Here is a 25716-nt window from a genome sequence, read left to right on the forward strand (position 1 = left end):
GGCGAACTGCCGAGTGCCGATGCGGGTCTTAAAAACACCCACGCTTTGGGCTGTGAATGCAGTCAAAGGTGGGAGCTGGCTTGCCTGCGATAGCGGTGTGACAGTTGCCGCTGTATTTCCTGAACCGTCGCAATCGCAGGCAAGCCAGCTCCCACATTGGTTCATCGGCGCCTGGCCGATCTGGCTTATAGTCACCCTTAAATATGTTCAGGAGACTTTTTCATGCGTATCGCTTCCCGTGTCATCGGCGGTGTCCTCGCCGTTACCCTGCTGAGCCAACTTACCGCCTGCGGGTCGATTTTCTACCCCGACCGTCGTGGCCAGATCGATGGCAAGATCGACCCGACCATCGCGGTACTCGATGCCCTCGGCCTGTTGTTTTATGTGATCCCCGGCCTGATCGCCTTCGGTGTCGACTTCGCCACGGGCGCCATTTACTTCGAACCGGGCAAGACCGCCCAGGTCGCCCCCGAGAAACTGCACGAAGCCATCGGCGCTGACGGCAAGGTCGATAACGCCAAGCTGCAAAGCATCATCCAGAAAGAAACCGGCCGCACCTTGCCGCTGGACGACCCACGCCTGATCCAGTTCAGGGGCAGCGTGCAGCAACTGGCGGCCCTGGGCCTGCAGCCTGCCGCGTAAGGACAGCTCATGACCAGCAGCCCCGAACACGCAAGGCTCTTGCGCCTAGCCACCCGCGCCTCGGTGGGCGTGGCCTGTGTGTTGATTGTGACCAAGGCCATCGCCTGGTGGCTCAGCGGCTCGGTGAGCATGCTCGCCGGGTTGACCGACTCGCTGCTCGACGGCGTGACCTCGCTGCTGAACTTGCTGGCGGTGCATTACGCCCTGCGCCCCGCCGATGACGATCATCGTTATGGGCATGGCAAGGCAGAGTCGCTGGCGGGTATGGCGCAAGCCTTGTTTATCGCCGGCAGTGCGGTACTGATTGCGCTCCAGGCCTATGAACGGCTCAAGCATCCGGAGCCGGTCGGCGCACCGTGGCTGAGTATCGGCGTGATTATCTTGTCGCTGGGGCTGACCATGGCCCTGCTGATGCTGCAACACCGCGTGGTGCGCGAGACCGGCTCCAACGCGGTGCGTGCCGACTCGCTGCATTACCGCTCAGACTTGCTGCTCAATGGCAGCATCCTGATTGCGCTGGTGTTGGCAGGCTTTGGCTTTCATCAGGTCGACGCCTGGTTCGGCCTGGGAATCGCCGCTTACATTCTCTGGAGCGCGATCCAGATCGCCCGGGAAAGCTTTGCGGTGTTGATGGATGAAGAGCTACCGCCGGATGTCAGCCAGCACATGCTGGAGCTGGCCCGTGGCGTGCCCGGCGTACTGGGTGCCCACGACTTGCGTACGCGGGTTTCCGGCAACCACTGGTTTGTGCAGTTGCACCTGGAGTTGCCGGGGGAATTGACGCTGTCGGTGGCCCACGGCATCAGCGACCAGGCCGCCGATGCCATCCACCGGGAATACCCGAAAGCCGAAGTGCTGGTGCACGCCGACCCACGGGAAGTGGTCACCGGTAACAAGGCCTAGTACTGCACCTGATACCCCCGACTGCCCAGGCAGTTGCCCTGGGCCTGGCGGTAGGTTTGCACCACCGCAGGGTCCGGGGCGTAGGTGACGGTGCGCGGGTTGAAGCCACTTTGTTGCACCGCCCAGCGATAACAGTCGTAGCCGTCCTGCTGTACCTGGGCTGGCGACTGGCCGTTGGCCGGGTAAGCCACCACGTCATAACCGTTGCCTTGAGGCGTCGGCGGAGGTGATGGCACCTGCGTCGGAGGTTGTACCACCACGTATTGTTGGGTGCTTTGCTCGTAGGCGTAATAGGCGCCTGCGGCGAGGAACAACAGCGAGCCGCCTACCCACACTTCACGTGCGTAGTCCGGCAGGTAATGCACGCGAATGCCATAGGGCGGCGTCACCACTACGTAGCGTGGGCCTTGGGGGCGATACCAGTAGCCGCCGGAGAAAAAGTAGTCCTGGCCACGGTAAGGCACGCGGTAATTGCGATCGGGGAAACGGTCGATGACATATCCAGGGCGATGCTGCGGGCCTGGGCCCCAGCCATTGCCATGCCCGTCGGGGCGGCCTGGCCAGCGGTTATCACCGGGGCGATCGTTACTCGGACGCGAACCGGGGCCGCCGGCCTCCCAATGCCGGTTGTCATCGGGGCGTCTGGGAATATCACGGTAATAACCCTGGCGCGGCTCCTGGGTCTGGCGCACGGTATCGGGCCGGCCCTGGATCGGCAGGTTATTGGAGGGTTGCGGTTGCGGTGCTGGTCGCCCCGGCTCATGACCTTGAGGCCGACCTTGCCATTGGCCACCCTCGTGCTGGCCGCCACGATCACCCTGCGGGTTTTGTGGGCGTGGCTGATTGTGCTCAGGCCGTTGCCCCTGGCCCGGTGAGTTATCGCGTTCGTCGGCCATCGCCTGGGAGCCGACGCTGACCACCAGCAAACCAACACCTGCCATACGCCAGATGCGCTTCATGCTTTTCCTCACTGCGGATTGGGGCTTGATCATGAGACTGGAAAAGCCTCGCCCGGTTCTGAGACAGGTTATCAGTCACGAGAACTATTTTCTGAAGGCAAAACGCGCACAAAGAAAAAGGGGTGACCCGTCGGCCACCCCTTGAGAATTTCGTCCTGGCTCAACGCTTTTGACGTTGGCTCACCTCACGCCGTCTTGTGGACAGTGTGCAGCCTGGAGGCCGGCTCAACCCTGCTGGGGCGGCGGCCGCAACGGGCCTGATTGGGCGCGTTGCTGTGGACTGTTGTCCAGGCGGTGATTCTGTTGGTAATCATAGGCGTGCCGGGCGGGCAGAGGATTGCGAAGATTGCGTCAATAAACAGTGCTTGCGCAATTTTTAACCCTTCATGGATAATTAACCGCAATAGTTACGACAAAGGCCAACCCAATGAGCAAGCTTGACCGATACGACCTGAGTATTCTGGCGGAATTGCAGCGCGACGCGAGGATCTCCAACCAGGAGCTGGCCGAACGCATCGGCCTGTCGCCTTCGCCCTGCTCACGCCGGGTCAAGCAATTGGAGGACGACGGCTACATCGCCCGCCAGGTCGCCCTGCTCGACCGCAAGATGCTCGGCCTGAGCCTCACCGCTTATGTATTGATCGGCATGGACCGTCACACGCCGGAACGCTTCGAGAATTTCGAGGCCGCCATCCGCACCCTGCCGCAAGTGCTGGAGTGCAGCCTCGTGACCGGGATGGATGCGGACTACCAGTTGAAGGTGGTAGTGCCGGACATGGATCACTATCAGAAACTACTGCTGGGCCATCTGACCCGCATCGAAGGCGTGACCAGCGTGCGCTCCAGCTTTGTGCTGAACCAAGTGCTCAACAGCACCGAACTGCCCCTGACCCACCTGCGCACCTGAGAACAACGATGTTCAACGGTGGGAGCTGGCTTGCCTGCGATGGCGGCGGGCCAGTTTGCCTCACGATCACTGACAGACCGCTATCGCAGGCAAGCCAGCTCCCACAGTTCGATGGTGTAGGACTCAGGTCAATGTTGCGTCTGCGACGCTGCCGTATACTGCTCGCTTGTCTTGCTGGAAGATCCCCATGAACAACATCGACCCCGCCCTGTTTGAAGAATGGATGATGACCGGCCTGGTCACTATCCTGATCATTTTCATGGGCTTTATCGTCTGGGACCTGGCGAAAAAATCCAAGGCCGGGCGCTTTGGTTCGTTCATCCTGTTTTTCGTGTTGGGCCTTGGTGTGGCAGCGTTCATCATCAAGAGCGTGGTGATCGGCCTGATTGAATCCGGCGCCTTATAAGCGCGCCGGCACTGCCTTCCATTGGCCTTGATCCAGGCCATCGATAGACCAGTCGCCAATGCGCACGCGCACCAGGCGCAGCGTCGGCAGGCCCACTGCTGCGGTCATGCGCCGTACCTGACGGTTGCGCCCTTCACGTATCACCAACTCCAGCCAATGCGTCGGCACGCTTTTGCGAAAGCGTACCGGCGGGTTGCGCGGCCATAACGCCGGTTCATCCAGTTGCCGAGCCTCGGCAGGCAAGGTCATGCCATCGTTCAGCTCGACACCATCGCGCAGACGTTGCAGCTGTTCTTCAGTCGGCTCACCTTCCACTTGCACCCAGTAGGTTTTCGCCAATTTGTGCTTGGGATCGGCGATGCGCGCCTGAAGCTGGCCATCGTTGGTCAACAGCAGCAAGCCTTCGCTGTCACGGTCCAGGCGCCCCGCCGGGTAAATACCGGGAATATCGATAAAATCCTTGAGCGTCGCGCGCCCGCCTTCGTCGCTGAACTGGGTCAGCACATCGAACGGTTTGTTGAACAGGATCAGCTTCGGCTCGGCCGGTGGCGCCTTGGCGACACGTCGAACAGGCTGCGAAGGTTTCACGCCTGGGCGGCGCGAATCGGGACGGGTAGGACGGGACATGGCAAAGGAACATCTAACGGTCAGGACCGACAATGCTAGTGGCCTGACCGCCAAATGACCATCCCAACCGCTTAGCGGAACGGCGGTTCGTCGAAGCTGCGCAGTTTGCGCGAGTGCAACGAGTTGAGTTCGGTGCGCAACAGGTCGACCGCCTCGATGCCGATCTTCAAATGCTGGCTGACCGCACGCTCGTAGAACGCGTTGGCCGAACCCGGCAGCTTGATCTCGCTGTGCAGCGGCTTGTCGGATACGCATAACAAGGTGCCGTAAGGCACGCGCAAACGGTAACCCTGGGCGGCGATGGTGCCGCTTTCCATGTCCACGGCCACGGCGCGAGACAGGTTGATCAGCGGCCGCTCCTGGGCCCAGCGCAGTTCCCAGTTACGGTCGTCGTAGGTCAGCACGGTACCGGTGCGCAGGCGTTTTTTCAGCTCTTCGCCTTTTTCGCCGGTGACTTTCGCCGCCGCTTGCTGAAGCGCCAGCTGCACTTCGGCCAGGGCCGGGATCGGGATGTTCGGCGGTACTACACGGTCCAGAATCCCGTCGCGGCGCATATAGGCGTGGGCCAGTACGTAGTCGCCGATGGTCTGGGATTGGCGCAAGCCGCCGCAGTGGCCGATCATCAGCCAGCAATGCGGGCGCAATACGGCCAGGTGGTCGGTGATGTTCTTGGCGTTGGACGGGCCCACGCCGATGTTCACCAAGGTCACGCCGTGGCCGTCACTGGCTTGCAGGTGATACGCCGGCATCTGGTAGCGGTGCCAGACCACGCCGGCGGCAATGGCCGAGGCTTCGCCGTGGTCCATGCTCTTGTCGATGACCACGTTGCCCGGCAGCACCATGCGGATAAAACGCGGGTCACTGCGCAGTTGCTCCAGGCCATGCAGGATGAACTGGTCCACGTAGCGGTGGTAGTTGGTCAGCAGGATCCACGGCTGTACATGGCGCCAGTCGCTGCCGGTGTAATGCACCAGGCGGCGCAGGGAAAAATCCACACGGGCGGCATCGAACAGGGCCAGGGGCAGCGGGTCGGTGTTTTCCCAGTCGTACAGGCCATCGGCAATGCCGTCGGTGGCGGCGGACAGGTCGGTACTGGGGAATACACGGGCCAGGGTCGCGGCGGTGACGCCGGAGCCGGCCAGTTCATCGCCCTGCTCCACCACGTAGGGATATGGAATGTTCTGCTGGCTGACGCCTACTTCCACCGTGACGGTGAAGTCGTGCATCAGCGGCACCAGTTGCTCCAGCAGGTACTTACGGAACGCGGCCGGGTGGGTCACGGTGACGCTGTAGGTCCCCGGCAGTTGCACCTTGGCATACGCCCGAGTGGTTTGGGGGACTTCACCGTGGCAGTGGTAGGTCAAGCGCAGTTCCGGGTAGCGAAACAATGCGCGCTGCTCGGCGTCGGGCTCGACGCGGTCCTTGAGGTATTGCTTGAGCGCCTGGTTGAGCGCGCCAGTGGCACGCTCATGCAGCGCCGCCAGCCGGTCCACGGCTTCTTCGGCGGTTTTAACGACAACAAAAGCTTCGGTCACGGTAAGCATCCTGTGTTCTGACTTGCAGGCCTTTATCTTGCCTGTATCCAGGCCTCACCGAAACACCAGAAGTGGAATGCGTTGATAGGTGGGAGCTGGCTTGCCTGCGATAGCGGTCTATCAGCTACATAATTGCTGGCTGGACCACCGCTATCGCCGGCAAGCCAGCTCCCACATTTGGATTGTGTTTATTCAGAGCGATTGCGGGGTTGAGCGGGCGACAATTGCTTCCACGTCGACGCCACGCGGCAAGGTGCCATATACCCGCCCCGACGACTCACCCAACCGGCTGGCGATAAACCCATCACTCACCGCCGCATTACCCGCCTCCAGCAACAACTTGGCCTGTAACGCCAGGGCGATGTCCTCGGTCAGTTGCCGCGCCCGATACTGGATGTCCTGGGTGTCCATGAATGCCGCCTTCAACTGCTCGATATGCCGCGCCAACTGCTTGTCGCCGTGGCCATCGCCCAGCTCCACAAACAACGCCTCCAGTACCCCCGGCTCTTTGGACAGGGCACGCAATACGTCCAGGCACTGCACATTGCCGGAACCTTCCCACGTCGAATTCACCGGTGCCTCGCGGTAAAGGCGCGGCAGGATGCTGTCCTCCACATACCCGGCACCGCCCATGCATTCGGCGGCTTCGTTGATCATCGCCGGCGCTCGCTTGCAGATCCAGTACTTGCCCACGGCCGTGACCAGCCGGGCGAACTTGGCTTCATGTTCATCATCAAGATGATCCAGGGCGCGCCCCATGCGCAGGCTCAAGGCCAGGGCCGCTTCGCTTTCCAGGGCCAGGTCGGCCAGCACGTTCTGCATCAGCGGCTGCTCGCTGAGCACGCGGCCACCCACCTGCCGATGAGCGCAGTGATGGCTGGCCTGGGTCAGCGCCTGACGCATCAAGGCGCTGGAGCCGACCATGCAATCGAAGCGGGTCATGGCAACCATTTCGATGATGGTCGGAACGCCGCGGCCTTCTTCACCGACCATCCACGCCAGGGCGCCGCGAAATTCCACTTCGCTGGAGGCGTTGGAGCAGTTGCCGAGTTTGTTCTTCAAGCGCTGGATGTAGAACTCGTTGCGCGTGTCATCCGGGCGGTGCCGGGGCAGCAGGAAACAGGTCAGGCCCTTGTCGGTCTGGGCCAGGGTCAGAAAGCCATCGCACATCGGTGCCGAGCAGAACCACTTATGCCCCACCAACTCGTAGGCTTGGCCAGGGCCACTCGCGCCCACGGGGTAAGCGCGGGTGGTGTTGGCGCGCACGTCGGTGCCGCCCTGCTTCTCGGTCATGGCCATGCCGATAGTAGCGCCAGCCTTGTGGGCGATGCCGACATTGCGGGGGTCGTATTGGGTACTGAGGACTTTAGGCAGCCAGAGGTCCGCCAGCTCCGGTTGCAGGCGCAGGGCCGGGACGCAGGCGAAGGTCATGGTCAGCGGGCAGCCGCTGCCGGCCTCGGCCTGGCTGTGCAGGTAGGTCATTGCCGCACGCGCCACATGGGCGCCCGCCTGGGGATGGGCCCACGGCAACGACGGCAGGCCATGCTCGACGGCGGTGCGCATCAGCTCGTGATAAGCCGGGTGAAACTCAACCAGGTCAATGCGATGGCCATAACGGTCATGGCTGCTGAACACCGGTTTGTTCTGGTTGGCCAGGAAGCCGGCTGCCATCAACGGCCCACCCGCCAGCGCGCCGTAGGCATCAATGCGCGCTTGGGCCCAGCCGGCGCCAAAGCGGCGTGACCATTCCTGCAAAGGCAAGTCGATGCGATACAGGTTGGTGCCGTCCAGGGACGGTGGCTGGTTGGTGACGTCGTGGGTTTCGGCAAACTGATGCAGGTTCATGACGGGCCTCCTGGAAAAAAGGCCGCATGAACAGTGGCCCGGAATTCAGTTAAGCACCGTGCAAGACCTTAAAAAAGTGGCATACGCGCCGAATGTTCGGCGCTTTCACCCTCATCCGCGCACAGCACGCTACGTTCAAGTGCCGCCTGCAAAGCATCGAAACGCACCGGCTTGGCCAGCCGATCCGTCATGCCAATGCCATGGCAGCGCTCACGCTCCGGCCCATTGGGCGAAGAGCTCAGGGCGATCACCGGCAATTCACCGCAGCCAGGCAATGCGCGAATCTGACAGCACAACGAAAAGCCACCCTCTGGCACATCCAGCAGCACGGCGTCGAAGCTGTGCGCTTGCAACGCAGCGAGTGCCGCCGGGCCGCTGTCCACGGTTTTGACCCGGTAACCGAGCTTGAGCAACATGCCACGCACCGCCAGTTGGCCCACGCTGTTGTCGTCCACCAACAGCACCGTGCACTCCTGAGGCGCACGCTGTGCAGGCAGCGTTTGCGTGGCGGGCGTCACCTGCTGCGGCACGGCGCTGACGTCCACTTCCAACTGGAAGCGACTGCCTTTACGGGGCTCAGAATGATGGGTCAGGCGCCCGCCCAGCAGTTCGATCAACTGCCGGCAGATCGCCAGGCCAATGCCCAGGCCGCCGTATTCACGCGTCATCGAGCCGTCCAACTGAAAGAAACGCTGATACAGCGTGGCCTCATCGAGAAAGGCGAAGCCGATACCGGTGTCGGTGACGATAAAGCTCAGGTGCAAGGCGCCATCCCCTTGGGGCACGCCCACCACTCGCAAGCGCACCGCGCCGACGTGGGTGAATTTGAAGGCGTTATCGAGCAGGCAATCCAGGCACTGGAGCAGTTTGTCGGCATCGCCGATCAGCCGGTCCGGCACCTCATCGGCCACATCAATGGAGAACGCCAGGCCTTTGCTCTGGGCGCTGCCGGTGAATTGCTGGCGCAAGGTATCGAGCGTGCCGCGCAGGCTGAACACTTGCGGCTGGGCCACCAGGCGACCGGCCTGCAATTCGGTGAGGGTGAGGATGCCGTTGACCATGCGCATCATGTCCCGCGCCGAGCCGGCGGCGGTTTGCTGGTACTGCGTCAGGTCATCGTCCAATGACACGGTTTGCATCAGCTCCAGCGAGCCGATCACACCGTTCATCGGCGTGCGCAATTCGTGGGTCAGGGTGGCGAGAAATTCGTCTTTGAGGCGATTACTGCGGGCCAGTTGCTGGTTGAGCGCTTCCAGCTTCTGGCTGGCATCGAGGAGAATCTGCGCCTGCTGTTCGCGCATGCCGTTGATGCGGTCGGCCAGGGCCAGGGACAACAGCGCCACTTCAATGGCTGAGCCGAGCTGGCTGGCGTACATGGTCAGGAACACGTTAGGCAGGTAACCCAGCACCATCAGGGTGTTGACCACCCCGCCGAGCAGGAAAGCCGACCAAGCGATGATGAAATAACGCGCCATGCGCTGCCCGCAATACCAGGCCTTGATGGCCGCCACGAAGATGGTCACGGTAAACACCAGCGCCAGCGCAGTGGCCAGGCGCAGGGCCACGGCGTAACTGGTCAACAACGCCAGTGCCATCACCAACCCTCCACAGGCCGCGAGCGCCAGCAGGATACGGTTGAGCCAGCGGCTGTGCTGCGCGGTGTGCAGGAAACTGCGCGCGAACAGGCTGCCGAACAAGGCCGCCGAGCCGATCAGGAAGGGCACCGCCGCATTCGCCCACCACGGGTTGTTCGGCCAGAAGTACTCCACCGCGACGCCATTGACCGACAGCTGATACAAGCCGAACGAGGCGATATAGAGGATGTAATACAGGTAGCTGGTGTCGCGCACGCTCAGGTAGATGAACAGGTTGTAGATCAGCATGCCCAGCAACACACCGTAGATGGCGCCGAGCACGTACAAGCGCAGCGGCTGCTCCTCCATGTAGGCGGTGCCGGCCCATAATGTCAGCGGTGCCTGGATCGAGCCTTGGCTTTGCAAGCGCAGGTAGACGGTTTGTTGCTGGTCGGGCAAGAAGCTGAGCTTGAACAGGTAGTTGCTCTGGCTCACCTCACGGCTGGAAAACGGCAACGCGCTGCCGGTGCGGGTGGTGAGGCGGAAGTGACCAGTGCCGTCGTCCTGGTAAAGGTCCAGGCGATTGAGCGGCGGGTAGGCCAGTTCCAGAAACCAGGTGCGTGGTGCCCGGGGATCTTTGGCGGTGTAGTGCAGGTTGACCTTCAGCCAGAACACCGAGCGTGAATAGCCGGCATTGAGCGTGTCTTTGTCGTGGGTCTTGAATTGGGCGGCATAGGCGGGGGAACTGACATCGGCGATGGTGAGGGCATCGGTTGGGTCTTCGAGCACTTGCATGACCCGGCCCAACGGGAGGCTTCGCGTGTCCTGGTTGAACTCGACGGCGCTGGCGAGCATCGGCAGCCCGCACAATAAAAAAATCAGCAAATAGCGCATAGAGCCCCAGCGTAGCCTGGTCCGGTTGTGTCAAAAGCCCCCCATTCCTTTTGAGAAGACGTACACCGGCGATACAGTAAGTTGTTTGGATGCACTTTAGCATAGCCAGTAAAAGCCATTAGCCACCGTGGGAACTTTTTTTAGGACAGCTCTAGGGCAATGCTTTCAGCTCATCTCAGTGCAGCGCTCAGCCACGACAAATCGCGCCGCAGCGGCAAACTCCTGCCATCGCCAGGCAGCCACGCAAAAAGCGTTTGGTGGTAAGCTCGCGCACCATGAATATCTACAGCTCTCGCCCCGTTGTCCTCTGTCTCTCCGGCCACGACCCCAGTGGTGGCGCCGGCCTGCAGGCAGATATCGAAGCCCTGCTCGCCCAGGGTTGCCACGCGGCCCCGGCCGTCACCGCGTTGACCGTGCAAAATACTGTCAATGTCAGTGATTTCCGCGTGCTTGACCGTGAGTGGGTACTGGCCCAGGCCAATGCCGTGCTCGGTGACTCTGAAGTTGCGGCAGTCAAGCTGGGCATGCTCGGCTCCACCGCGATGGTCGACACCGTGGTCGAACTGCTGCAGGCGCACCCGCATTTGCCGGTGGTCTGCGACCCGGTGCTGCGCGCCGGCGGCGGCGGTAGCCTGGGCAAGGACGAGGTCGGTTATGCAATGCGCGAGCGGCTGCTGCCCTTGTCATTGATCGCCACCCCCAACCTGCCCGAAGCGCGCATCCTCGCGGAACTGCCCGACGGCAGCGCCGACGACTGCGCCGAGAAGCTGTTGCCGTACATCAAGCACCTGCTGATCACCGGCGGCCATGGCGACGAGCACGAAGTGCACAACCGCCTGTACAGCCGCGACGGCACGCGCCAGACCTTTACCTGCCAGCGTTTGCCCGGCAGTTATCACGGCTCGGGTTGCACCTTGGCCAGTGCGCTGGCCGGGCGCATTGCCCAAGGCGAAGGTTTGGCCAGCGCCGTGCAAACGGCTCTCAACTACACGTGGCGTACCCTGCGTGATGCCGAACAACTCGGCCAGGGCCAGTTCGTGCCGCGTCGATTGCCGCTGGATTTCTGCTCGTAACTTATCGCTCGTCAGCAAGGGGTTTGCCCGATGAAACTACGCGGCCTTTACGCCATTACCGACAGCCAACTGTTGGCCGGCAAATTCCTCGCCTACGTCGAGGCGGCGCTGGACGGTGGCGTCACCCTGTTGCAGTACCGCGACAAAAGCAGCGACGAGGCACGGCGCCTGCGTGAAGCCGAAAAGCTCTATGAACTGTGCTCGCGCTACAAGACTCAATTGATCATCAACGACGATGCCGAACTGGCCGCGCGACTGGGCGTCGGCGTACATCTGGGCCAGACCGACGGCCCGCTGACCTCGGCCCGGGCACTGCTCGGCGCCAAGGCGATCATCGGCGCCACCTGCCACAGCCAGATCGAACTGGCCGAACAGGCCGCCAAAGAAGGCGCCAGCTACGTCGCCTTCGGCCGCTTCTTCAATTCCACGACCAAACCCGGCGCACCCGCCGCCACCGTTGACATGCTGGCCCAGGCCCGCAAGCGCCTGCACCTGCCGATCTGCGTAATTGGCGGCGTCACCCTGGAAAACGCCGAGCCGCTGGTGGCCCACGGGGCTGACCTGCTCGCCGTGGTCCATGGCCTGTTCGGTGCCGACAGCACCCAGGAAGTCACCCGCCGCGCCCGTGCATTCAACGACCTTCTTAAATCTTCAGTTTAGAGAGCCCGATCATGTCCCGTTCCGAAACCCTGTTTGCCAACGCCCAGAAACACATCCCCGGCGGTGTGAACTCCCCCGTGCGTGCGTTCAAGAGCGTGGGCGGCACGCCGTTGTTCTTCAAGCATGCCGAAGGCGCCTACGTCACCGATGAAGACGACAAGCGCTATGTCGACTACGTCGGCTCCTGGGGCCCGATGATCCTCGGCCACAGCCATCCGGATGTGCTGGAGGCGGTGCGCCAGCAACTGCAACACGGCTTGTCCTACGGCGCCCCGACCGCGATGGAAACCGAGATGGCCGACCTGGTCTGCTCGATCGTACCGTCGATGGAAATGGTGCGCATGGTCAGCTCCGGCACCGAAGCCACCATGAGCGCGATCCGCCTGGCCCGTGGTTTCACCGGCCGCGACAACATCATCAAGTTCGAAGGCTGCTACCACGGCCACTCCGACAGCCTGCTGGTGAAAGCCGGCTCCGGCGCGCTGACCCAGGGCGTCCCCAATTCCGCTGGCGTACCTGCGGCATTCGCCAAGCACACCCTGACCTTGCCGTTCAACGACATCGCAGCCGTCGAGCAGATGCTCAGCGAAGTCGGCCAGGACGTTGCCTGCATCATCGTCGAGCCGGTTGCCGGCAACATGAACTGCGTTCCACCGGCCCCGGGTTTTCTTGAGGGCTTGCGCGAGCAGTGCGACAAGCATGGCGTGGTGCTGATTTTTGACGAAGTGATGACCGGTTTCCGGGTCGCCCTCGGTGGCGCCCAGGCTTACTACGGCGTTACGCCAGACCTGAGCACCTTCGGCAAGATCATCGGCGGCGGCATGCCGGTAGGCTGCTTCGGCGGCAAGCGCGAGATCATGCAACACATCGCCCCGCTCGGCCCGGTATACCAGGCAGGCACCTTGTCGGGTAACCCACTGGCCATGGCCGCCGGCCTGACCACCCTGCGCCTGATCAGCCGCCCGGGCTTCCACGCCGAGCTGACCGACTACACCACGCGCCTGCTCGACGGCCTGCAACAACGCGCCGACGCCGCCGGCATCCCGTTTGTGACCACCCAGGCCGGTGGCATGTTCGGCCTGTACTTCAGCGGCGCCGACGATATCGTCACCTTCGATGACGTGATGGGCAGCGATGCCGAGCTGTTCAAGCGCTTCTTCCACCTGATGCTCGAAGGCGGCGTGTACCTGGCACCGAGCGCCTTTGAAGCCGGCTTCACCTCGATTGCCCATGGCGAAGCCGAACTGAAGTTGACCCTGGATGCTGCCGAGCGCGCCTTCGCGGCCCTGAAATAAGTGACGGCAACCTCTGACGTTGCCCCTGGCAGCGTCAGATTTGCTACTTTGCTTACAGAGAATTCCTGGTTTTTTCGAGAATTGCACTGCAATCCGGCAGATAACTTGCCCAAGCAGCAGAAAAACGAGTAAAGACTTTGTAAGCAGAGGCCTGCTTATTTCATAATGCGCGCTTATTGGACTCCCTCGAGGGTCCGCGCGCCCCGTCAGAGGTAAGTCGATTCCCATGAAACGCACCGGCCGCACCCTGGTTCTGGGCTGCCTGTTGCTCCTTCAACCGCTACTGGCACATGCCCAGGCCGGCGGCAACTCGTTGTTAATTCCAGCGATGGGTCGTTGCACCCTCAATACCCAGCCAGAGAGCCAGGCCGAAGCCCTGAGCGCGTGCCAGAAACAGGCCGAGGACGGGGATGCGCAGGCGCAATACGAGTTGGGCGAGTACTACCACGACAGCAAGAACCCGGCCGTTGACCTCAACAAAGCGTTGAGCTACTTCGAGAAAGCCTCGTTGCAGGGCCACGCCCAGGCGCAATACCAGTTGGGCAACATGTTCTTCAAAGGCGAAGGCGTGCCGGCCAACAACATTCAGGCGTACATCGTGCTGAAAATGGCCGCGGTCAATGGCGCCGAAGACGCGCTGGACACCGCCGACGAAGTCGCCGAGCACATGCAGCGCGATGAACTGGAAGTGGCGACCCAGGTGCTGGGGCAGATTTTCCGCAACTACCTGCAGGAGTTGCAGAGCGCCGATGGGCGTTCGCCTTTCTCTCCCCTGCCTTGATCACGGCGATAACAGGTAGCCCTGTCGATACGCCGTGACCCCTGCGACGTGGGCAATCGCCATACCGGCGCTTGCCATTCGGCGTATTGATCGTACATACAAAAGCCCTGCACGCTCACACGCTACCTCGGTCACACGGTCTGTAATCGGATCGATGACGTGCGCCACGATTTGTCCTGCTTCCAGGTAATCCCCCACCTGCGCGCAAAACACAATCAAGCCTCCCACCGCACTCACCACCGGCTCGACCCCCGCCAAGGGTGTTGGCGGACTCAATAACGCCGGTAGTGGAGGCGCTTGCCCCTCAACGCCTCCCTGCAAAGTCAGATAGTTGATCAACGCCTGACAATCCTGTCGCGCCAGCCCGTGGCTCACATCAGCCACGCCGCGCAACTCCACGGTCACGGCAAAACCCGGCGCCGCAAAGACCCCAGGGAAACGCGCCTGCATCCGTGCCCAGAACAAGGTGTAGCAATCGTCGAACGAATGCCCGCCCGCGTCCGGGCTCATAAAGCAGGCCCGGGCGCCCAGGTACCGCGCCAGCGGTTCCACCTGGGGCCAGACGTCCGGTGCCAGGTACAGGTGCTGCACCGCCTCGAAATCACAATGCAGGTCCAGCACTCTGTCGGCGTCACAGGCCAGCGTTTGCAGGGCCAGGCGCAGGGAATGCAGCTGGGTCGCCGGCACCTGGCTGACAAGGGTTTGCCGCAAGGTCGCGCGGATCAGGTGCAGGTTATGCGCAGGATCATCAGTCAGAACATCCTGGACCTGATCCCCGACCTGCTGGCTGACGTCGATGAAGAAGCGATTGAAGTTCTCTCGACTGTCGTTATCGAAGCGCCCCTGCGGCACGTCCATCAGCACCTGCTCCAACCCCAGCGGATTGGCCACCGGCACCAGCACCACCTGCCAACGCAGCGCACCTTTGGCCTCCAGATCTGCCAGCCGTTGTTTGAGATGCCACAACACCAACATCCCCGGCAACTCATCGGCGTGCAGGGACGCCTGGATGTAAACCTTGCTCGGCGCATCGGCTGGGCCGTAATGAAAACTATGAATATGCCGCGTGGTACCTGGCACAGCCGTCAACAGTTCATGTCTGCAAGTCTGCATATCGCCTCCTATCGATTCGAATCAAGAAAGCTCAGCCAGCGTCGTTCTGCCAGACGGAACAGGCAGATCAACGCGAACGTAATGCACAAGTAGAGCGCCGCGGCCAGGCCAAAGGATTGGAAGGTGAGGAAGGTTGCAGCGTTGGCATCCCGTGCGACTTTCAGGATATCCGGCACCGTTGCCGTGAACGCCAGGGTGGTGGAATGCAACATGAAGATCACTTCATTGCTGTAGTAGGGCAACGACCGGCGCAGGGCCGAGGGCATGATCAAGTGCACGTACAGCTTCCAACCGTCGAAACCCAACGACCGTGCAGCCTCGATTTCACCGCGCGGCATCGCCCGGATCGCGCCCGCGAGTATTTCCGTGGTGTAGGCCGCGGTATTGAGGGCAAACGCCAGAAGGGTGCAATTGAGCGCTTCGCGAAAAAAAGCATCCAGCAACGGTTGCTCGCGAACGGCGCCAATGCTGTAGATGCCGGTGTAGAAGATCAGCAACTGGATATACAGCGGTGTGCCGCGAAACACGTAGGTAAAGCTTTGCACCGGCCAACGCAGCCAGCGTCGGCTGGACGTCCTGGCAATGGACAGTGGCAACGCCAACAGCAGGCCCAGGCACGAAGAGGCGCTAGTCAGCCACAAGGTCATGGCCAGGCCGGTGATTTGTTGGCCGTCAGAATAGATAAACGGCCGCCAATACTCCTGGATAAGCTCGATCATGATGATGATTCCTGCACACCGTCACCATACCGACGCTCCAGCCAGCGCAACGCCGCGTTTGAAACACTGCTGAGCAACAGGTAAACCAGCGCCGCCAGCAGCAGAAAAGCCAGTAATTGCTGACTGCTCTTGCCCGCCATCTGCGCCACTTTCACCAAGTCTGCCAAGCCGATGATCGACACCAACGCCGTGGCCTTGAGCAAGACCATCCAGTTATTGCCCAGCCCCGGCAGGGCAAACCGCATCATTTGCGGGAATATCACATGCACAAAACTCTGCCTGAAGGTCAGGCCAAGGGCTTTGGCAGCCTGGAACTGGCCCCGGGGCACAGCCAGCAACGCGCCGCGAAAGGTTTCGGTGAAATAGGCGCCGTAGATAAACCCCAGAGTGATCACGCCGGCGCTGAAAGGGTCGACATCGATGTAGGCCCAGCCCAATTCGCTGGTCAGACGACTCAGGCCTGTCTGCAACCCGTAGAAAATCAACAGCATCAACAACAGGTCCGGAACCCCGCGAATCAAGGTGGTATACACCTGCGCGCACAGGCGCCATGCCCTGACCCTGGACAGCTTGGCGCCTGCCCCCAGCAGGCCCAGGATCAGCCCCAGCAGCAATGACAACAGTGCCAGTTGCAGGGTGACCCAGACCCCGTGCAGTAACATCGGCAAAAAACCGCCCAGGGACGCGGCGAATTGAGTGAAGGCAGGTAGCATGATTGTGTCCTCGCTGGCCGTTGAGGGCGGTTATTGGCCGCTGAACATGTTCACTCCGGGGAAGTACTGCTCTTGCAGGCGAGCGTAGGTGCCATCGGCGTGCAGGGCAGCCAGCCCCTTATCCAACAGCGCTTTCAACGTGTGGTTGCCCTTGGCGATGCCAATGCCGCTTTTGGACGGCATCAACTCGCTGTCAATCAGCGGGCCCAGCACGAACCCGACGCCTTGGGGTGAACGTAAAAATCCGCTCTGTGCTTGCTGAGCATCCTGCAGCGATGCCTGCAAACGCCCTGTCAGCAGGTCCGCGTACACTTGCTCCTGATCGGCATAAGCCACCACCTTCATACCCTGCCCGGCGAGCACTTGCCGGGCATACACTTCTTGAGTACTGCCCTGCAAATAGCCGACGGCCATGCCTGTGGAAAGCTCAGTGCCAGGGCGCATCACCATGGCGGTGGGACTGGAAAACACCTCCGAGGAAAAGTCGATGACCTTTTGCCGAGCGGCAGTGATGGTCATTGAAGCAAGGATGGCGTCGATCTTGCCGGCGTTGAGGCTGGGAATCATGCCGTCAAAGTCACTCTCGACCCATTGGCAGCGAACATTCAAATGTGCACAAATTGCATTGCCAATATCTATTTCAAAACCGGTCAAAGTGCCCGTACTGTCTTTATAAGCAAAGGGCGCATAGTTGGGATCGGCAGCGAAACGGATCACTTTATAATCGCTGGCAAACAACGATGAATTAATAAGGAGTGTGGTGAATAACATCAGGAGTATTTTTTTCATTATTGTATTCCTCGTTATTGATTGAACAGTCGGACTGACTACACCTCGATAAATGGAATTTCCCGCCGCACTATCAGCGAGCCTTCGGGCGCATCGAACTCACGTGCGATGCGATGACCTGAATACACCGCCGCCGCAATGGTGCCCGGCGCCACACAGTCGCCGATCAGCGTCAGCGTTCGGATGCCTGCCGCCTGTAACTGTCCGGGTGAGTTGTTCAAGGCCTGATACAGCGCCTGCTCAGGCTCCCGGGAAGTGACCAGCAGCAAGGCTGCAGCTGGGATCAACCGCGTACGTTCGGTGTAGATGCAACCCGCTACCACACCCTCTGGCTTAACGCTGACCAGCGTATGGGACGGTATGATCGTGACATTCAACTGCATCAGACGACGCTGAATGCGGTGCTGCTCGAGAGTGTTATGGGTCCAGGCCGCCACGTCCGCCGCAGGGGTGACGAATATCACCTCCACACCCCGCGCCACCAGGTGTTCGGCCAGCACGCTGCCCATGTAATAGTGATCGTCATCGAACAGCAGCACCGGCGAAGTGGGCAACACCCCCGCCATCAGGTCATCAGGCGTCAGCACGGGCAGGCTCTCCAGGCCCGTTAAGGGGCAGCGCAAGGCGCGTCCCAAGCCATCCCGCCGCCAATGGGAACCCGTAGCGATGAACACATGCTCGGCGGCGAAATCCAGCACATCCTGGGCCTGCAAGGGGCTTTCCCGATAGATCTCGACTGACGGCATGCGGCTCAACGCATCCAGTCGATAGTCAATCACCCGTGCCCAACTCGCCAGCCCCGGCAGCCGGGCTTCCAACGCTACACGCCCGCCTAGGGTGCGCAGGCTGTCGACCAGGGCCACTTCCATCCCTCGCGCACCTAGGATCCGTGCACACTCAAGCCCGGATGGCCCGGCGCCGACCACCAGCGCCCGGCCGGGTTGCTGCGTACGCTTGACCGACTCGGGGTGCCAGCCACGCCGCCACTCCTCGCCCATGGTCGGGTTCTGTGTACAGCGCAGGGGCGTGCTGGTGTGGTCGCCACTGACACATACATTGCAGCCGATGCATTCGCGAATTTCCTCGGCGCGCCCCTCTTCAATCTTCTTGGGCAAGAACGGATCGGCAATCGAAGGGCGGGCCGCCCCGATCAGGTCCAGTACGCCACGGCGAACCAAAGACACCATGGTGTCCGGCGAAGTGAAGCGGCCGACGCCCACCACGGGCTTGCTGGTCAGCGCCTTGAGCCCCAGCAGGAAGGCCTCCTGGTAACCCTCCCCGGCAAAGCGCGCCGTCACGCTGTCATTGGACCAATCGGCGACATTGACGTCCCACAAGTCCGGCAGGTCCGCCAGCATCGATAAGATTTCGGCACCTTCGCCCTCGCGGCTGAGGCCGTCGGCCATTTGCTCATCCACCGCCAGGCGGACCGCTACGGCACACCGATCACCCACTGCGTCGCGAGTGTCTTCAATCAACTCGCGCAACAGGCGCACACGGTTTTTCAGCGTACCGCCGTATTCGTCGGTACGCCGGTTATTGCGTGGCGTGAGGAAATGGAACGGCACGCTCAAGTCGTGGCCGGCGTACACATAGATGATGTCGAAACCCGCCTCCCGGGCGCGCAATGCGGCGGCTCGATGCAGGGCGCGCAATTGCCGGATATCGGCATGGCTCATGGCCCGAGCCTGCACCGGGTCGTAACTGCGCACCGGGGTATTGGAAGGCGCCCAGGGAATTTCGCGACTGTAGCGGTTGGGCGCCGAGTAACCATTGAATGCCAGCTCTACCCCAGCCAACGCCCCGTGACGGTGTACCCCCTCACACATGCGCGCCAGTGCAGGAATATCGCGTTCATCCCAAAGTCGCGCTTCTATATAAGGGGAGAACTCGCTCAGCGGGCTGATTTCGCATTCTTCCGTGCACACCACGCCCCAGCCGCCCTCGGCTTTCACTGCGCGCATGCGCGCCATCGCCGAGGGGTGCACGTGGCCCATGCCATTACAGTGCGGAACTTGATAAAAGCGATTGCGGGTACGCACCGGGCCAATTTGCACCGGTTCAAACAGAATGTCATAGCGAGGATCGCGCACAGGGCTACTCCCGAACAGGTCAGTTCGTTAATGAAGGCGTGATGGAACTTGGCGCTAATGAGTGGCGTGATTAAACGCAGTCGAACGGGGGAAACTTCGAGGTTTTCTTATTATTGGTAGATTCATGATGCCCTCTCTGAATAAACAAAATTTGCTATCTTTCAAACAAAATGTCTATCCATTGAGAGGCAGTTTCGGAAACGCCCTACAAATTAATTGCAGATCACTTCTCAGGCATCGGCATCGGAAACGGCATCACATTGCTCATGCCCCGAGCTTCACTGATCTTCGGCGTCCCCAAGCGCTCGACTTCATCGATGCGCACAATCGAATGCATGGGCACAAAGCTGCGCACTACCCCTTCGAACTGGGCCTTGAGCTTTTCTTCGCCCGGATCGACCACCAACTGGGTGCGCTCGCCAAAGACGAACTCTTCCACCTCCAGGAAGCCCCACAGATCACTTTGATAGATCTGCTTGGCGTACATTTCGAACACCTGGCCCTGGTTGAGGAAAATCACCTTATAGATTGGAGCTTCACGTTTGGTCATGGTGGGCGAACAACACATGGGGATATAAAAGAGGGCGCGAACTATAGCATGGCACCCGATGCACAGCGCTAGGAACCAATGGGCATGCCCCCTATAATGCGCGGTTCTTTACCACCAGTTGACGATTCCCATGGCCAAGAAGCTTTACATCGAAACCCACGGTTGCCAGATGAACGAGTACGACAGCTCGCGCATGGTCGACTTGCTGGGCGAACACCAGGCCCTGGAAGTCACTGCCCGCGCCGAAGATGCCGACGTGATCCTGCTCAATACCTGCTCGATCCGCGAGCGGGCCCAGGACCGTGTGTATTCGCAGCTGGGCCGCTGGCGCGAATTGAAACTGGCCAACCCGGACATGGTGATCGCCGTCGGCGGGTGCGTGGCCAGCCAGGAAGGCGCTGCGATCCGCGACCGCGCGCCCTATGTCGATGTGGTGTTCGGCCCGCAAACCCTGCACCGCTTGCCCGAGATGATCGACGCCGCACGCATCACCAAGCTGCCGCAGGTTGACGTGTCGTTCCCCGAAATCGAAAAATTTGATCATCTGCCCGAACCGCGCATCGATGGGCCGAGCGCCTATGTGTCGGTGATGGAAGGCTGCAGCAAGTACTGCACCTTCTGCGTGGTGCCTTACACCCGCGGCGAAGAAGTCAGCCGGCCGTTTGACGATGTGCTATCGGAAATCATCCACCTGGCTGAAAACGGCGTGCGCGAAGTGACCCTGCTGGGCCAGAACGTCAACGGCTACCGTGGCCAGACCGATGATGGCCGCCTGGCCGACCTGGCGGAATTGATCCGCGTGGTCGCCGCTGTCGATGGCATCGAGCGTATCCGCTACACCACCTCCCACCCGCTGGAGTTCTCCGACAGCCTGATCCAGGCCCACGCCGAAGTGCCAGAGCTGGTCAAACACCTGCACTTGCCGGTGCAATCGGGTTCGGACCGCATTCTGTCGGCGATGAAGCGCAACCACACCGCGCTGGAATACAAATCCAAATTGCGCAAACTGCGCGCTGCCGTGCCGGGCATCTGCATCAGTTCGGACTTTATCGTCGGCTTCCCGGGCGAAACCGAGAAAGATTTCCAGCAGACCATGAAGCTGATCGAGGACGTCGGTTTTGACTTCTCCTACTCGTTCGTCTACAGCCAGCGCCCGGGCACCCCGGCTGCCGACCTGCTGGATGAAACCCCGGAAGCGTTGAAAAAAGAGCGCTTGAACGCGCTGCAACATCGCCTCAATCAGCAGGGCTTTGAAATCAGCCGACAAATGGTCGGTTCGATCCAGCGCATTCTGGTCACCGATTATTCGAAGAAAGACCCGGGTGAATTGCAGGGGCGTACCGAGAACAACCGAATCGTCAACTTCCGCTGCGACAATCCCACGCTGATCGGCCAGTTTGCCGATGTGCACATTGATGCGGCGCAGCCACACTCGTTGCGTGGCTCGTTGATCAACTGATCTCGCTGACCGGATGAAGATCAAAATGTGGGAGCTGGCTTGCCTGCGATAGCGATGTATCAGTGCCCTATGTGCCAACTGACCCACCGCTATCGCAGGCAAGCCAGCTCCCACAGGGGTTCTTCAGGGTTATCGAGAGTGGAGCCAAGCTATTTAAGTGCTTTCGCACACCGGCGCCTGGCGTTATTCTCTCTCTCACCTCATCAGCCAAAGGGCGGCTAAAAGCAACCTTGAACGCACCCATAGCAGAACCCCATCGCTTTATCCTCGAGCCGTTTGAGGCTCGCCGTTTCGCCAACCTGTGCGGACAGTTCGACGAGCACCTGCGCCTGATCGAACAACGCCTGAGCATCGAGATCCGCAACCGCGGCAATCAGTTCGAGCTCATTGGTGAACCTCAACACACCACGTCTGCAGAAAACCTGTTGCGCCGCCTCTACCGCGAAACCAAGGGTAGCGAGCTGTCGCCGGAGACCGTGCACCTGTACCTGCAGGAATCGGCTGTGGAAGACCTGGCCAATAACCCGGTGGCCGAAGCCAGCGTGGCCTTGCGTACCAAAAAAGGCATGATTCGCCCCCGCGGCTTGAATCAGCAGAAGTACGTCAAGGAAATCCTCGGCAACGACATCAACTTCGGCATCGGCCCGGCCGGTACCGGCAAGACCTACCTGGCGGTGGCCTGCGCCGTCGATGCCCTGGAACGCGAGCAAGTGCGGCGCATCCTGCTGGTGCGCCCAGCGGTCGAGGCCGGCGAAAAGCTCGGTTTCCTGCCCGGCGACCTGGCCCAGAAGATCGACCCGTACCTGCGCCCGCTCTACGACGCGCTGTACGAGATGCTCGGCTTTGAATACGTGGCCAAGCTGATCGAGCGCCAGGTGATCGAGATCGCACCACTGGCCTACATGCGTGGCCGCACCTTGAACAACAGCTTCATCATCCTCGACGAAAGCCAGAACACCACCGTTGAGCAGATGAAGATGTTCCTCACCCGTATCGGTTTCGGCTCCACTGCCGTGATCACGGGCGACATCACCCAGGTCGACCTGCCCAAGGGCACCAAGTCGGGCCTGGGCCAGGTGATCGAGGTGCTCAAGGACGTGCCGGGTATCAGCTTCACGCATTTCATGCCCAAGGACGTGGTACGCCACCCGCTGGTGCAGCGCATTGTCGAGGCCTATGAGCGTTTCGAACACCGCGACGACGCGCCCGCCAAGGACGCTCGCCACGATGGTTGAGCTAGACCTGCAGCTGGCCACCGACGCGCCCGCCCCCAGCGAAGCCCAGTTCCGCCAATGGTGTGAACTGGCCTTGCGCCAGCGCACCGCCGACTCGGAACTGACCATTCGTCTGGTGGACGAGGCCGAAGGCCGTGAGCTGAACCGCACCTGGCGCCAGAAAGACTACGCGACCAACGTGCTGTCCTTCCCCGCCGACGTGCCCGACGAATTGCTGGATATCCCGCTGCTGGGCGACCTGGTGATCTGCGTCGCGGTGGTCGAACGCGAAGCGGCCGAACAAGGCAAGGAACTTGAGGCCCATTGGGCCCATCTAGTCATCCACGGCTGCTTGCATCTCTTGGGTTACGACCATATAGACGATGACGAAGCCGAGGAAATGGAAGCGCTGGAACGAACGTTGCTTGCAGAGCTGGGTCACCGCGACCCGTACGCAGACGACGAAAACTGATCAACACTCAACTGTCATATCAAAGGATTTAGAGTAATCGCTATGAGCGAAGACCGATCGAGCAACGGGCAGAAGTCATGGCTGGGTAAACTGACCCAGGCTTTTGCCCACGAGCCGAAGAACCGCCAGGAGCTCTTGGAGCTGCTGCGCGATGCACACCAGAACAAATTGCTGGACAGCGAAGCGCTGGCCATCGTGGAGGGCGCCATCCAGGTGGCTGACCTGCAAGTACGCGACATCATGGTCCCGCGCTCGCAGATGATCAGCATCAAGGCGACCCAGACCCCACGGGAATTCCTCCCGGCCGTGATCGACTCGGCGCATTCGCGCTACCCGGTGATCGGTGAAAGCCATGACGACGTCATGGGCGTCCTGCTGGCCAAGGACTTGCTGCCGTTGATCCTCAAGGAGAACGGCGACAGCTTCAACATCAAGGACCTGCTGCGCCCGGCCACCTTCGTGCCCGAGTCCAAGCGCCTGAATGTGCTGCTGCGCGAGTTCCGCGCCAACCACAATCACATGGCCATTGTGATTGACGAATACGGCGGCGTGGCCGGCCTGGTCACCATCGAAGACGTGCTGGAGCAGATCGTCGGCGACATCGAAGACGAGCACGACGTCGAAGAAGACAGCTACATCAAGCCGCTGCCCAGCGGTGATTTCCTGATCAAGGCGCTGACGCCCATCGAGAACTTCAACGAGTTTTTCGACAGCGAGTTCTCGGACGATGAGTTCGACACCGTCGGCGGCCTGGTGATGAGTGCGTTCGGGCATTTGCCCAAGCGTAATGAAACCACCGAGATCGGTGCGTATCGCTTCCGCATCCTCAATGCCGATAGCCGTCGTATCCATCTGATCCGTTTGACACCTATCGCCCGCTAAGGACTGACATGCGCCGTATGATCGCACCCGGCTGGCCCGGTAACTTGCTGGCCGTGGTGGCCGGCGCCATCACAACCCTGGCGCTGGCGCCGTTCGATATCTGGCCGTTGGCGCTGGTAGCGGTCGGCCTGTTCTATATCGGCCTGCGGGAGCTGACACCCCGCCAAGCCCTGGCCCGTGGCTGGTGTTTCGGCTTCGGCCTGTTTGGCGCCGGCACCAGTTGGATCTACTACAGCATCCACCACTTCGGCGGCGCTTCGGTGCTGCTGGCGGGGTTCCTGATGCTGCTGTTCACCGCCGCCATCGCCTGGTTCTTTGCCCTGCCCGCCTGGTTATGGGCGCGCTGGTTGCGCCGTAACGAAGCACCACTGGCGGATGCATTGACGTTCGCCGCGTTGTGGGTCGGCCAGGAAGCCTTTCGTGGCTGGTTCCTTACCGGTTTCCCGTGGTTGTACTCCGGTTACAGTCAACTCGATGGGCCGTTGACCGGCCTCGCGCCATTGGGTGGGATGTGGCTGATTTCCTTCGCCCTCGCACTCACCGCCGCATTGCTGTGCAACCTGCCGCGTCTGCTGGCCAGCAAGCGCAATGCCTTCATCGGCGCGGGCCTGTTATTGCTGGTTGCACCTTGGGCCATTGGCCTGGCGCTCAAGCATCACGCCTGGACGTCGCCGTCTGGCGCGCCGCTGAGCGTGGCCGCGATTCAGGGCAACGTCGAGCAAAGCATGAAGTGGGACCCCGACCAGCTCAATGCACAGTTGGCGCTGTACCGCGACATGAGCCTGAGCTCCAAGCGCGTCGACCTGCTGGTCTGGCCGGAAACCGCCGTGCCGGTGCTCAAGGAGTCCGTCGAGGGCTACCTGGGCATGATGGGCAAGTTTGCCGCCGACCGGGACAGTGCGTTGATCACCGGGGTACCGATTCGCCAGGAAGTGCACCACCAGAAGCGCTACTTCAACGGCATCACCGTGGTGGGTGAAGGTGACGGCACCTACCTCAAGCAGAAACTGGTGCCGTTTGGCGAGTACGTGCCGTTGCAGGACATGTTGCGCGGGCTGATCGCCTTTTTCGACCTGCCCATGTCCGACTTCGCCCGCGGCCCTTCTGACCAGGCCATGCTACAGGCCAAGGGTTATCAGATTGCGCCGTTCATTTGCTATGAAGTGGTGTACCCCGAATTCGCCGCCGGCCTGTCGGCCCAGAGCGACCTGCTGCTGACCATCAGCAACGACACCTGGTTTGGCCGCTCCATCGGCCCGCTGCAGCACCTGCAAATGGCGCAGATGCGTGCCCTGGAAGCTGGCCGCTGGATGATCCGCGCCACCAACAACGGCGTGACCGGGCTGATCAACCCGTTTGGGCAGATCACCGCGCAGATCCCGCAGTTCGAGCGCGGCATTCTCTATGGAGAGGTGGTGCCGATGCATAACCTCACGCCGTACCTGCAATGGCGTTCGTGGCCGTTGATCATTGTGTGCCTGGCATTGTTTGGCTGGGCTCTGCTGGCTGCACGAATGTCCAAAACGCTCTGACCTGTGGGAGCTGGCTTGCCTGCGATGGCGATAGGTATCTGCACAACTGTACAGTTCGCCGCAGCCGCCGGTAACCACG

The 25716-nt window shown here is 61.2% G+C and carries 24 protein-coding genes; 13 read left to right on the forward strand and 11 right to left on the reverse strand.

What is annotated here, in order from left to right; translation table 11 throughout:
- Positions 1–222 precede the first annotated feature (222 nt).
- Together AB9N64_RS13955 and AB9N64_RS13960 are read left to right on the forward strand one after the other, a co-directional pair.
- Entirely contained in the window at positions 223–642 is a 420-nt protein-coding gene (locus AB9N64_RS13955; RefSeq protein ID WP_019818055.1) for a hypothetical protein, read from the forward strand.
- Between the two features lie 9 nt (positions 643–651).
- Positions 652–1545 carry a cation diffusion facilitator family transporter gene (locus tag AB9N64_RS13960; protein ID WP_014720058.1) on the forward strand — a complete coding sequence of 298 codons (894 nt, stop codon included), beginning with the start codon at positions 652–654 and terminating at the stop codon, positions 1543–1545.
- Here AB9N64_RS13960 and AB9N64_RS13965 read toward each other — a convergent pair.
- On the reverse strand, positions 1542–2504 hold the full coding sequence (locus AB9N64_RS13965; protein ID WP_102666347.1) for a DUF6515 family protein: 963 nt from the start codon (positions 2502–2504) through the stop codon (positions 1542–1544). The genes AB9N64_RS13960 and AB9N64_RS13965 overlap by 4 nt on opposite strands.
- 427 nt (positions 2505–2931) lie before the next feature.
- Here AB9N64_RS13965 and AB9N64_RS13970 point away from each other — a divergent pair, with 427 nt between their 5' ends.
- Both AB9N64_RS13970 and AB9N64_RS13975 read left to right on the forward strand, forming a co-directional pair.
- Positions 2932–3411 carry an Lrp/AsnC family transcriptional regulator gene (locus AB9N64_RS13970; RefSeq protein WP_003194418.1) on the forward strand — a complete coding sequence of 160 codons (480 nt, stop codon included), beginning with the start codon at positions 2932–2934 and terminating at the stop codon, positions 3409–3411.
- A gap of 196 nt (positions 3412–3607) precedes the next feature.
- Positions 3608–3817, forward strand: coding sequence for a DUF2788 domain-containing protein (locus AB9N64_RS13975; RefSeq protein WP_025999909.1), 210 nt, complete (start codon positions 3608–3610; stop codon positions 3815–3817).
- On the opposite strand, the gene AB9N64_RS13980 is transcribed toward AB9N64_RS13975, so the two are convergent.
- The 4 genes from AB9N64_RS13980 to AB9N64_RS13995 all read right to left on the reverse strand — a co-directional run bounded on the left by AB9N64_RS13980 (position 3812) and on the right by AB9N64_RS13995 (position 10292).
- Positions 3812–4444, reverse strand: a complete 633-nt coding sequence (locus AB9N64_RS13980) for a pseudouridine synthase (protein ID WP_005791693.1) — start codon at positions 4442–4444, stop codon at positions 3812–3814. The genes AB9N64_RS13975 and AB9N64_RS13980 overlap by 6 nt on opposite strands.
- Before the next feature lie 71 nt (positions 4445–4515).
- Positions 4516–5988: an AMP nucleosidase gene (gene amn, locus AB9N64_RS13985; RefSeq protein ID WP_161936998.1), complete on the reverse strand. Its 1473-nt coding sequence runs from the start codon at positions 5986–5988 to the stop codon at positions 4516–4518.
- Between the two features lie 183 nt (positions 5989–6171).
- Positions 6172–7824, reverse strand: a complete 1653-nt coding sequence (locus AB9N64_RS13990; RefSeq protein ID WP_014720060.1) for an acyl-CoA dehydrogenase family protein — start codon at positions 7822–7824, stop codon at positions 6172–6174.
- A gap of 68 nt (positions 7825–7892) precedes the next feature.
- The gene (locus AB9N64_RS13995) at positions 7893–10292 is read right to left on the reverse strand and encodes a hybrid sensor histidine kinase/response regulator (protein WP_014720061.1); all 2400 of its coding nucleotides are present in this window, start codon (positions 10290–10292) and stop codon (positions 7893–7895) included.
- Positions 10293–10567: 275 nt separating this feature from the next.
- Here AB9N64_RS13995 and AB9N64_RS14000 point away from each other — a divergent pair, with 275 nt between their 5' ends.
- The 4 genes from AB9N64_RS14000 to AB9N64_RS14015 all read left to right on the forward strand — a co-directional run bounded on the left by AB9N64_RS14000 (position 10568) and on the right by AB9N64_RS14015 (position 14101).
- Positions 10568–11365 carry a hydroxymethylpyrimidine/phosphomethylpyrimidine kinase gene (locus tag AB9N64_RS14000; protein ID WP_019818058.1) on the forward strand — a complete coding sequence of 266 codons (798 nt, stop codon included), beginning with the start codon at positions 10568–10570 and terminating at the stop codon, positions 11363–11365.
- 30 nt (positions 11366–11395) lie between these two features.
- The gene (thiE, locus tag AB9N64_RS14005) at positions 11396–12025 is read left to right on the forward strand and encodes a thiamine phosphate synthase (RefSeq protein ID WP_014720063.1); all 630 of its coding nucleotides are present in this window, start codon (positions 11396–11398) and stop codon (positions 12023–12025) included.
- An 11-nt stretch (positions 12026–12036) separates the two neighbouring features.
- Entirely contained in the window at positions 12037–13320 is a 1284-nt protein-coding gene (hemL, locus tag AB9N64_RS14010) for a glutamate-1-semialdehyde 2,1-aminomutase (protein ID WP_019818059.1), read from the forward strand.
- 226 nt (positions 13321–13546) lie between these two features.
- On the forward strand, positions 13547–14101 hold the full coding sequence (locus AB9N64_RS14015) for a tetratricopeptide repeat protein (RefSeq protein WP_014720065.1): 555 nt from the start codon (positions 13547–13549) through the stop codon (positions 14099–14101).
- Here the strand turns inward: AB9N64_RS14015 and AB9N64_RS14020 are convergent, their stop codons facing one another.
- The 6 genes from AB9N64_RS14020 to AB9N64_RS14045 all read right to left on the reverse strand — a co-directional run bounded on the left by AB9N64_RS14020 (position 14102) and on the right by AB9N64_RS14045 (position 20078).
- Entirely contained in the window at positions 14102–15214 is a 1113-nt protein-coding gene (locus AB9N64_RS14020; protein WP_371360376.1) for a succinylglutamate desuccinylase/aspartoacylase family protein, read from the reverse strand.
- Between the two features lie 8 nt (positions 15215–15222).
- Positions 15223–15933, reverse strand: coding sequence for an ABC transporter permease (locus AB9N64_RS14025; protein ID WP_014720067.1), 711 nt, complete (start codon positions 15931–15933; stop codon positions 15223–15225).
- Entirely contained in the window at positions 15930–16646 is a 717-nt protein-coding gene (locus AB9N64_RS14030) for an ABC transporter permease (RefSeq protein WP_014720068.1), read from the reverse strand. Before AB9N64_RS14030 ends, AB9N64_RS14025 begins: the two co-directional genes overlap by 4 nt.
- Positions 16647–16676: 30 nt before the next feature.
- Positions 16677–17435 (reverse strand): transporter substrate-binding domain-containing protein, encoded by a 759-nt coding sequence (locus AB9N64_RS14035; RefSeq protein ID WP_019818062.1) that lies wholly within the window; start codon positions 17433–17435, stop codon positions 16677–16679.
- Between the two features lie 38 nt (positions 17436–17473).
- Positions 17474–19528 carry an NAD(P)-binding protein gene (locus tag AB9N64_RS14040; protein ID WP_371360377.1) on the reverse strand — a complete coding sequence of 685 codons (2055 nt, stop codon included), beginning with the start codon at positions 19526–19528 and terminating at the stop codon, positions 17474–17476.
- A gap of 223 nt (positions 19529–19751) precedes the next feature.
- Positions 19752–20078: a DUF1820 family protein gene (locus tag AB9N64_RS14045; protein ID WP_003215457.1), complete on the reverse strand. Its 327-nt coding sequence runs from the start codon at positions 20076–20078 to the stop codon at positions 19752–19754.
- 130 nt (positions 20079–20208) lie between these two features.
- Here AB9N64_RS14045 and miaB point away from each other — a divergent pair, with 130 nt between their 5' ends.
- The 5 genes from miaB to lnt all read left to right on the forward strand — a co-directional run bounded on the left by miaB (position 20209) and on the right by lnt (position 25637).
- A complete protein-coding gene (miaB, locus tag AB9N64_RS14050) occupies positions 20209–21537 on the forward strand; it encodes a tRNA (N6-isopentenyl adenosine(37)-C2)-methylthiotransferase MiaB (RefSeq protein ID WP_014720071.1) in 1329 nt (442 codons plus the stop codon).
- A gap of 230 nt (positions 21538–21767) precedes the next feature.
- On the forward strand, positions 21768–22772 hold the full coding sequence (locus AB9N64_RS14055; RefSeq protein ID WP_014720072.1) for a PhoH family protein: 1005 nt from the start codon (positions 21768–21770) through the stop codon (positions 22770–22772).
- Positions 22765–23223, forward strand: coding sequence for an rRNA maturation RNase YbeY (ybeY, locus tag AB9N64_RS14060; RefSeq protein ID WP_371360378.1), 459 nt, complete (start codon positions 22765–22767; stop codon positions 23221–23223). Before AB9N64_RS14055 ends, ybeY begins: the two co-directional genes overlap by 8 nt.
- A 42-nt stretch (positions 23224–23265) precedes the next feature.
- Positions 23266–24105 (forward strand): HlyC/CorC family transporter, encoded by an 840-nt coding sequence (locus tag AB9N64_RS14065; RefSeq protein ID WP_003194444.1) that lies wholly within the window; start codon positions 23266–23268, stop codon positions 24103–24105.
- Between the two features lie 8 nt (positions 24106–24113).
- Positions 24114–25637, forward strand: coding sequence for an apolipoprotein N-acyltransferase (gene lnt, locus AB9N64_RS14070; protein ID WP_014720074.1), 1524 nt, complete (start codon positions 24114–24116; stop codon positions 25635–25637).
- The last annotated feature ends 79 nt before the right edge of the window (positions 25638–25716 follow it).

This window comes from Pseudomonas sp. KT_2_4, assembly GCF_041410225.1.
Classification (GTDB): Bacteria; Pseudomonadota; Gammaproteobacteria; order Pseudomonadales; family Pseudomonadaceae; genus Aquipseudomonas; species Aquipseudomonas paracarnis.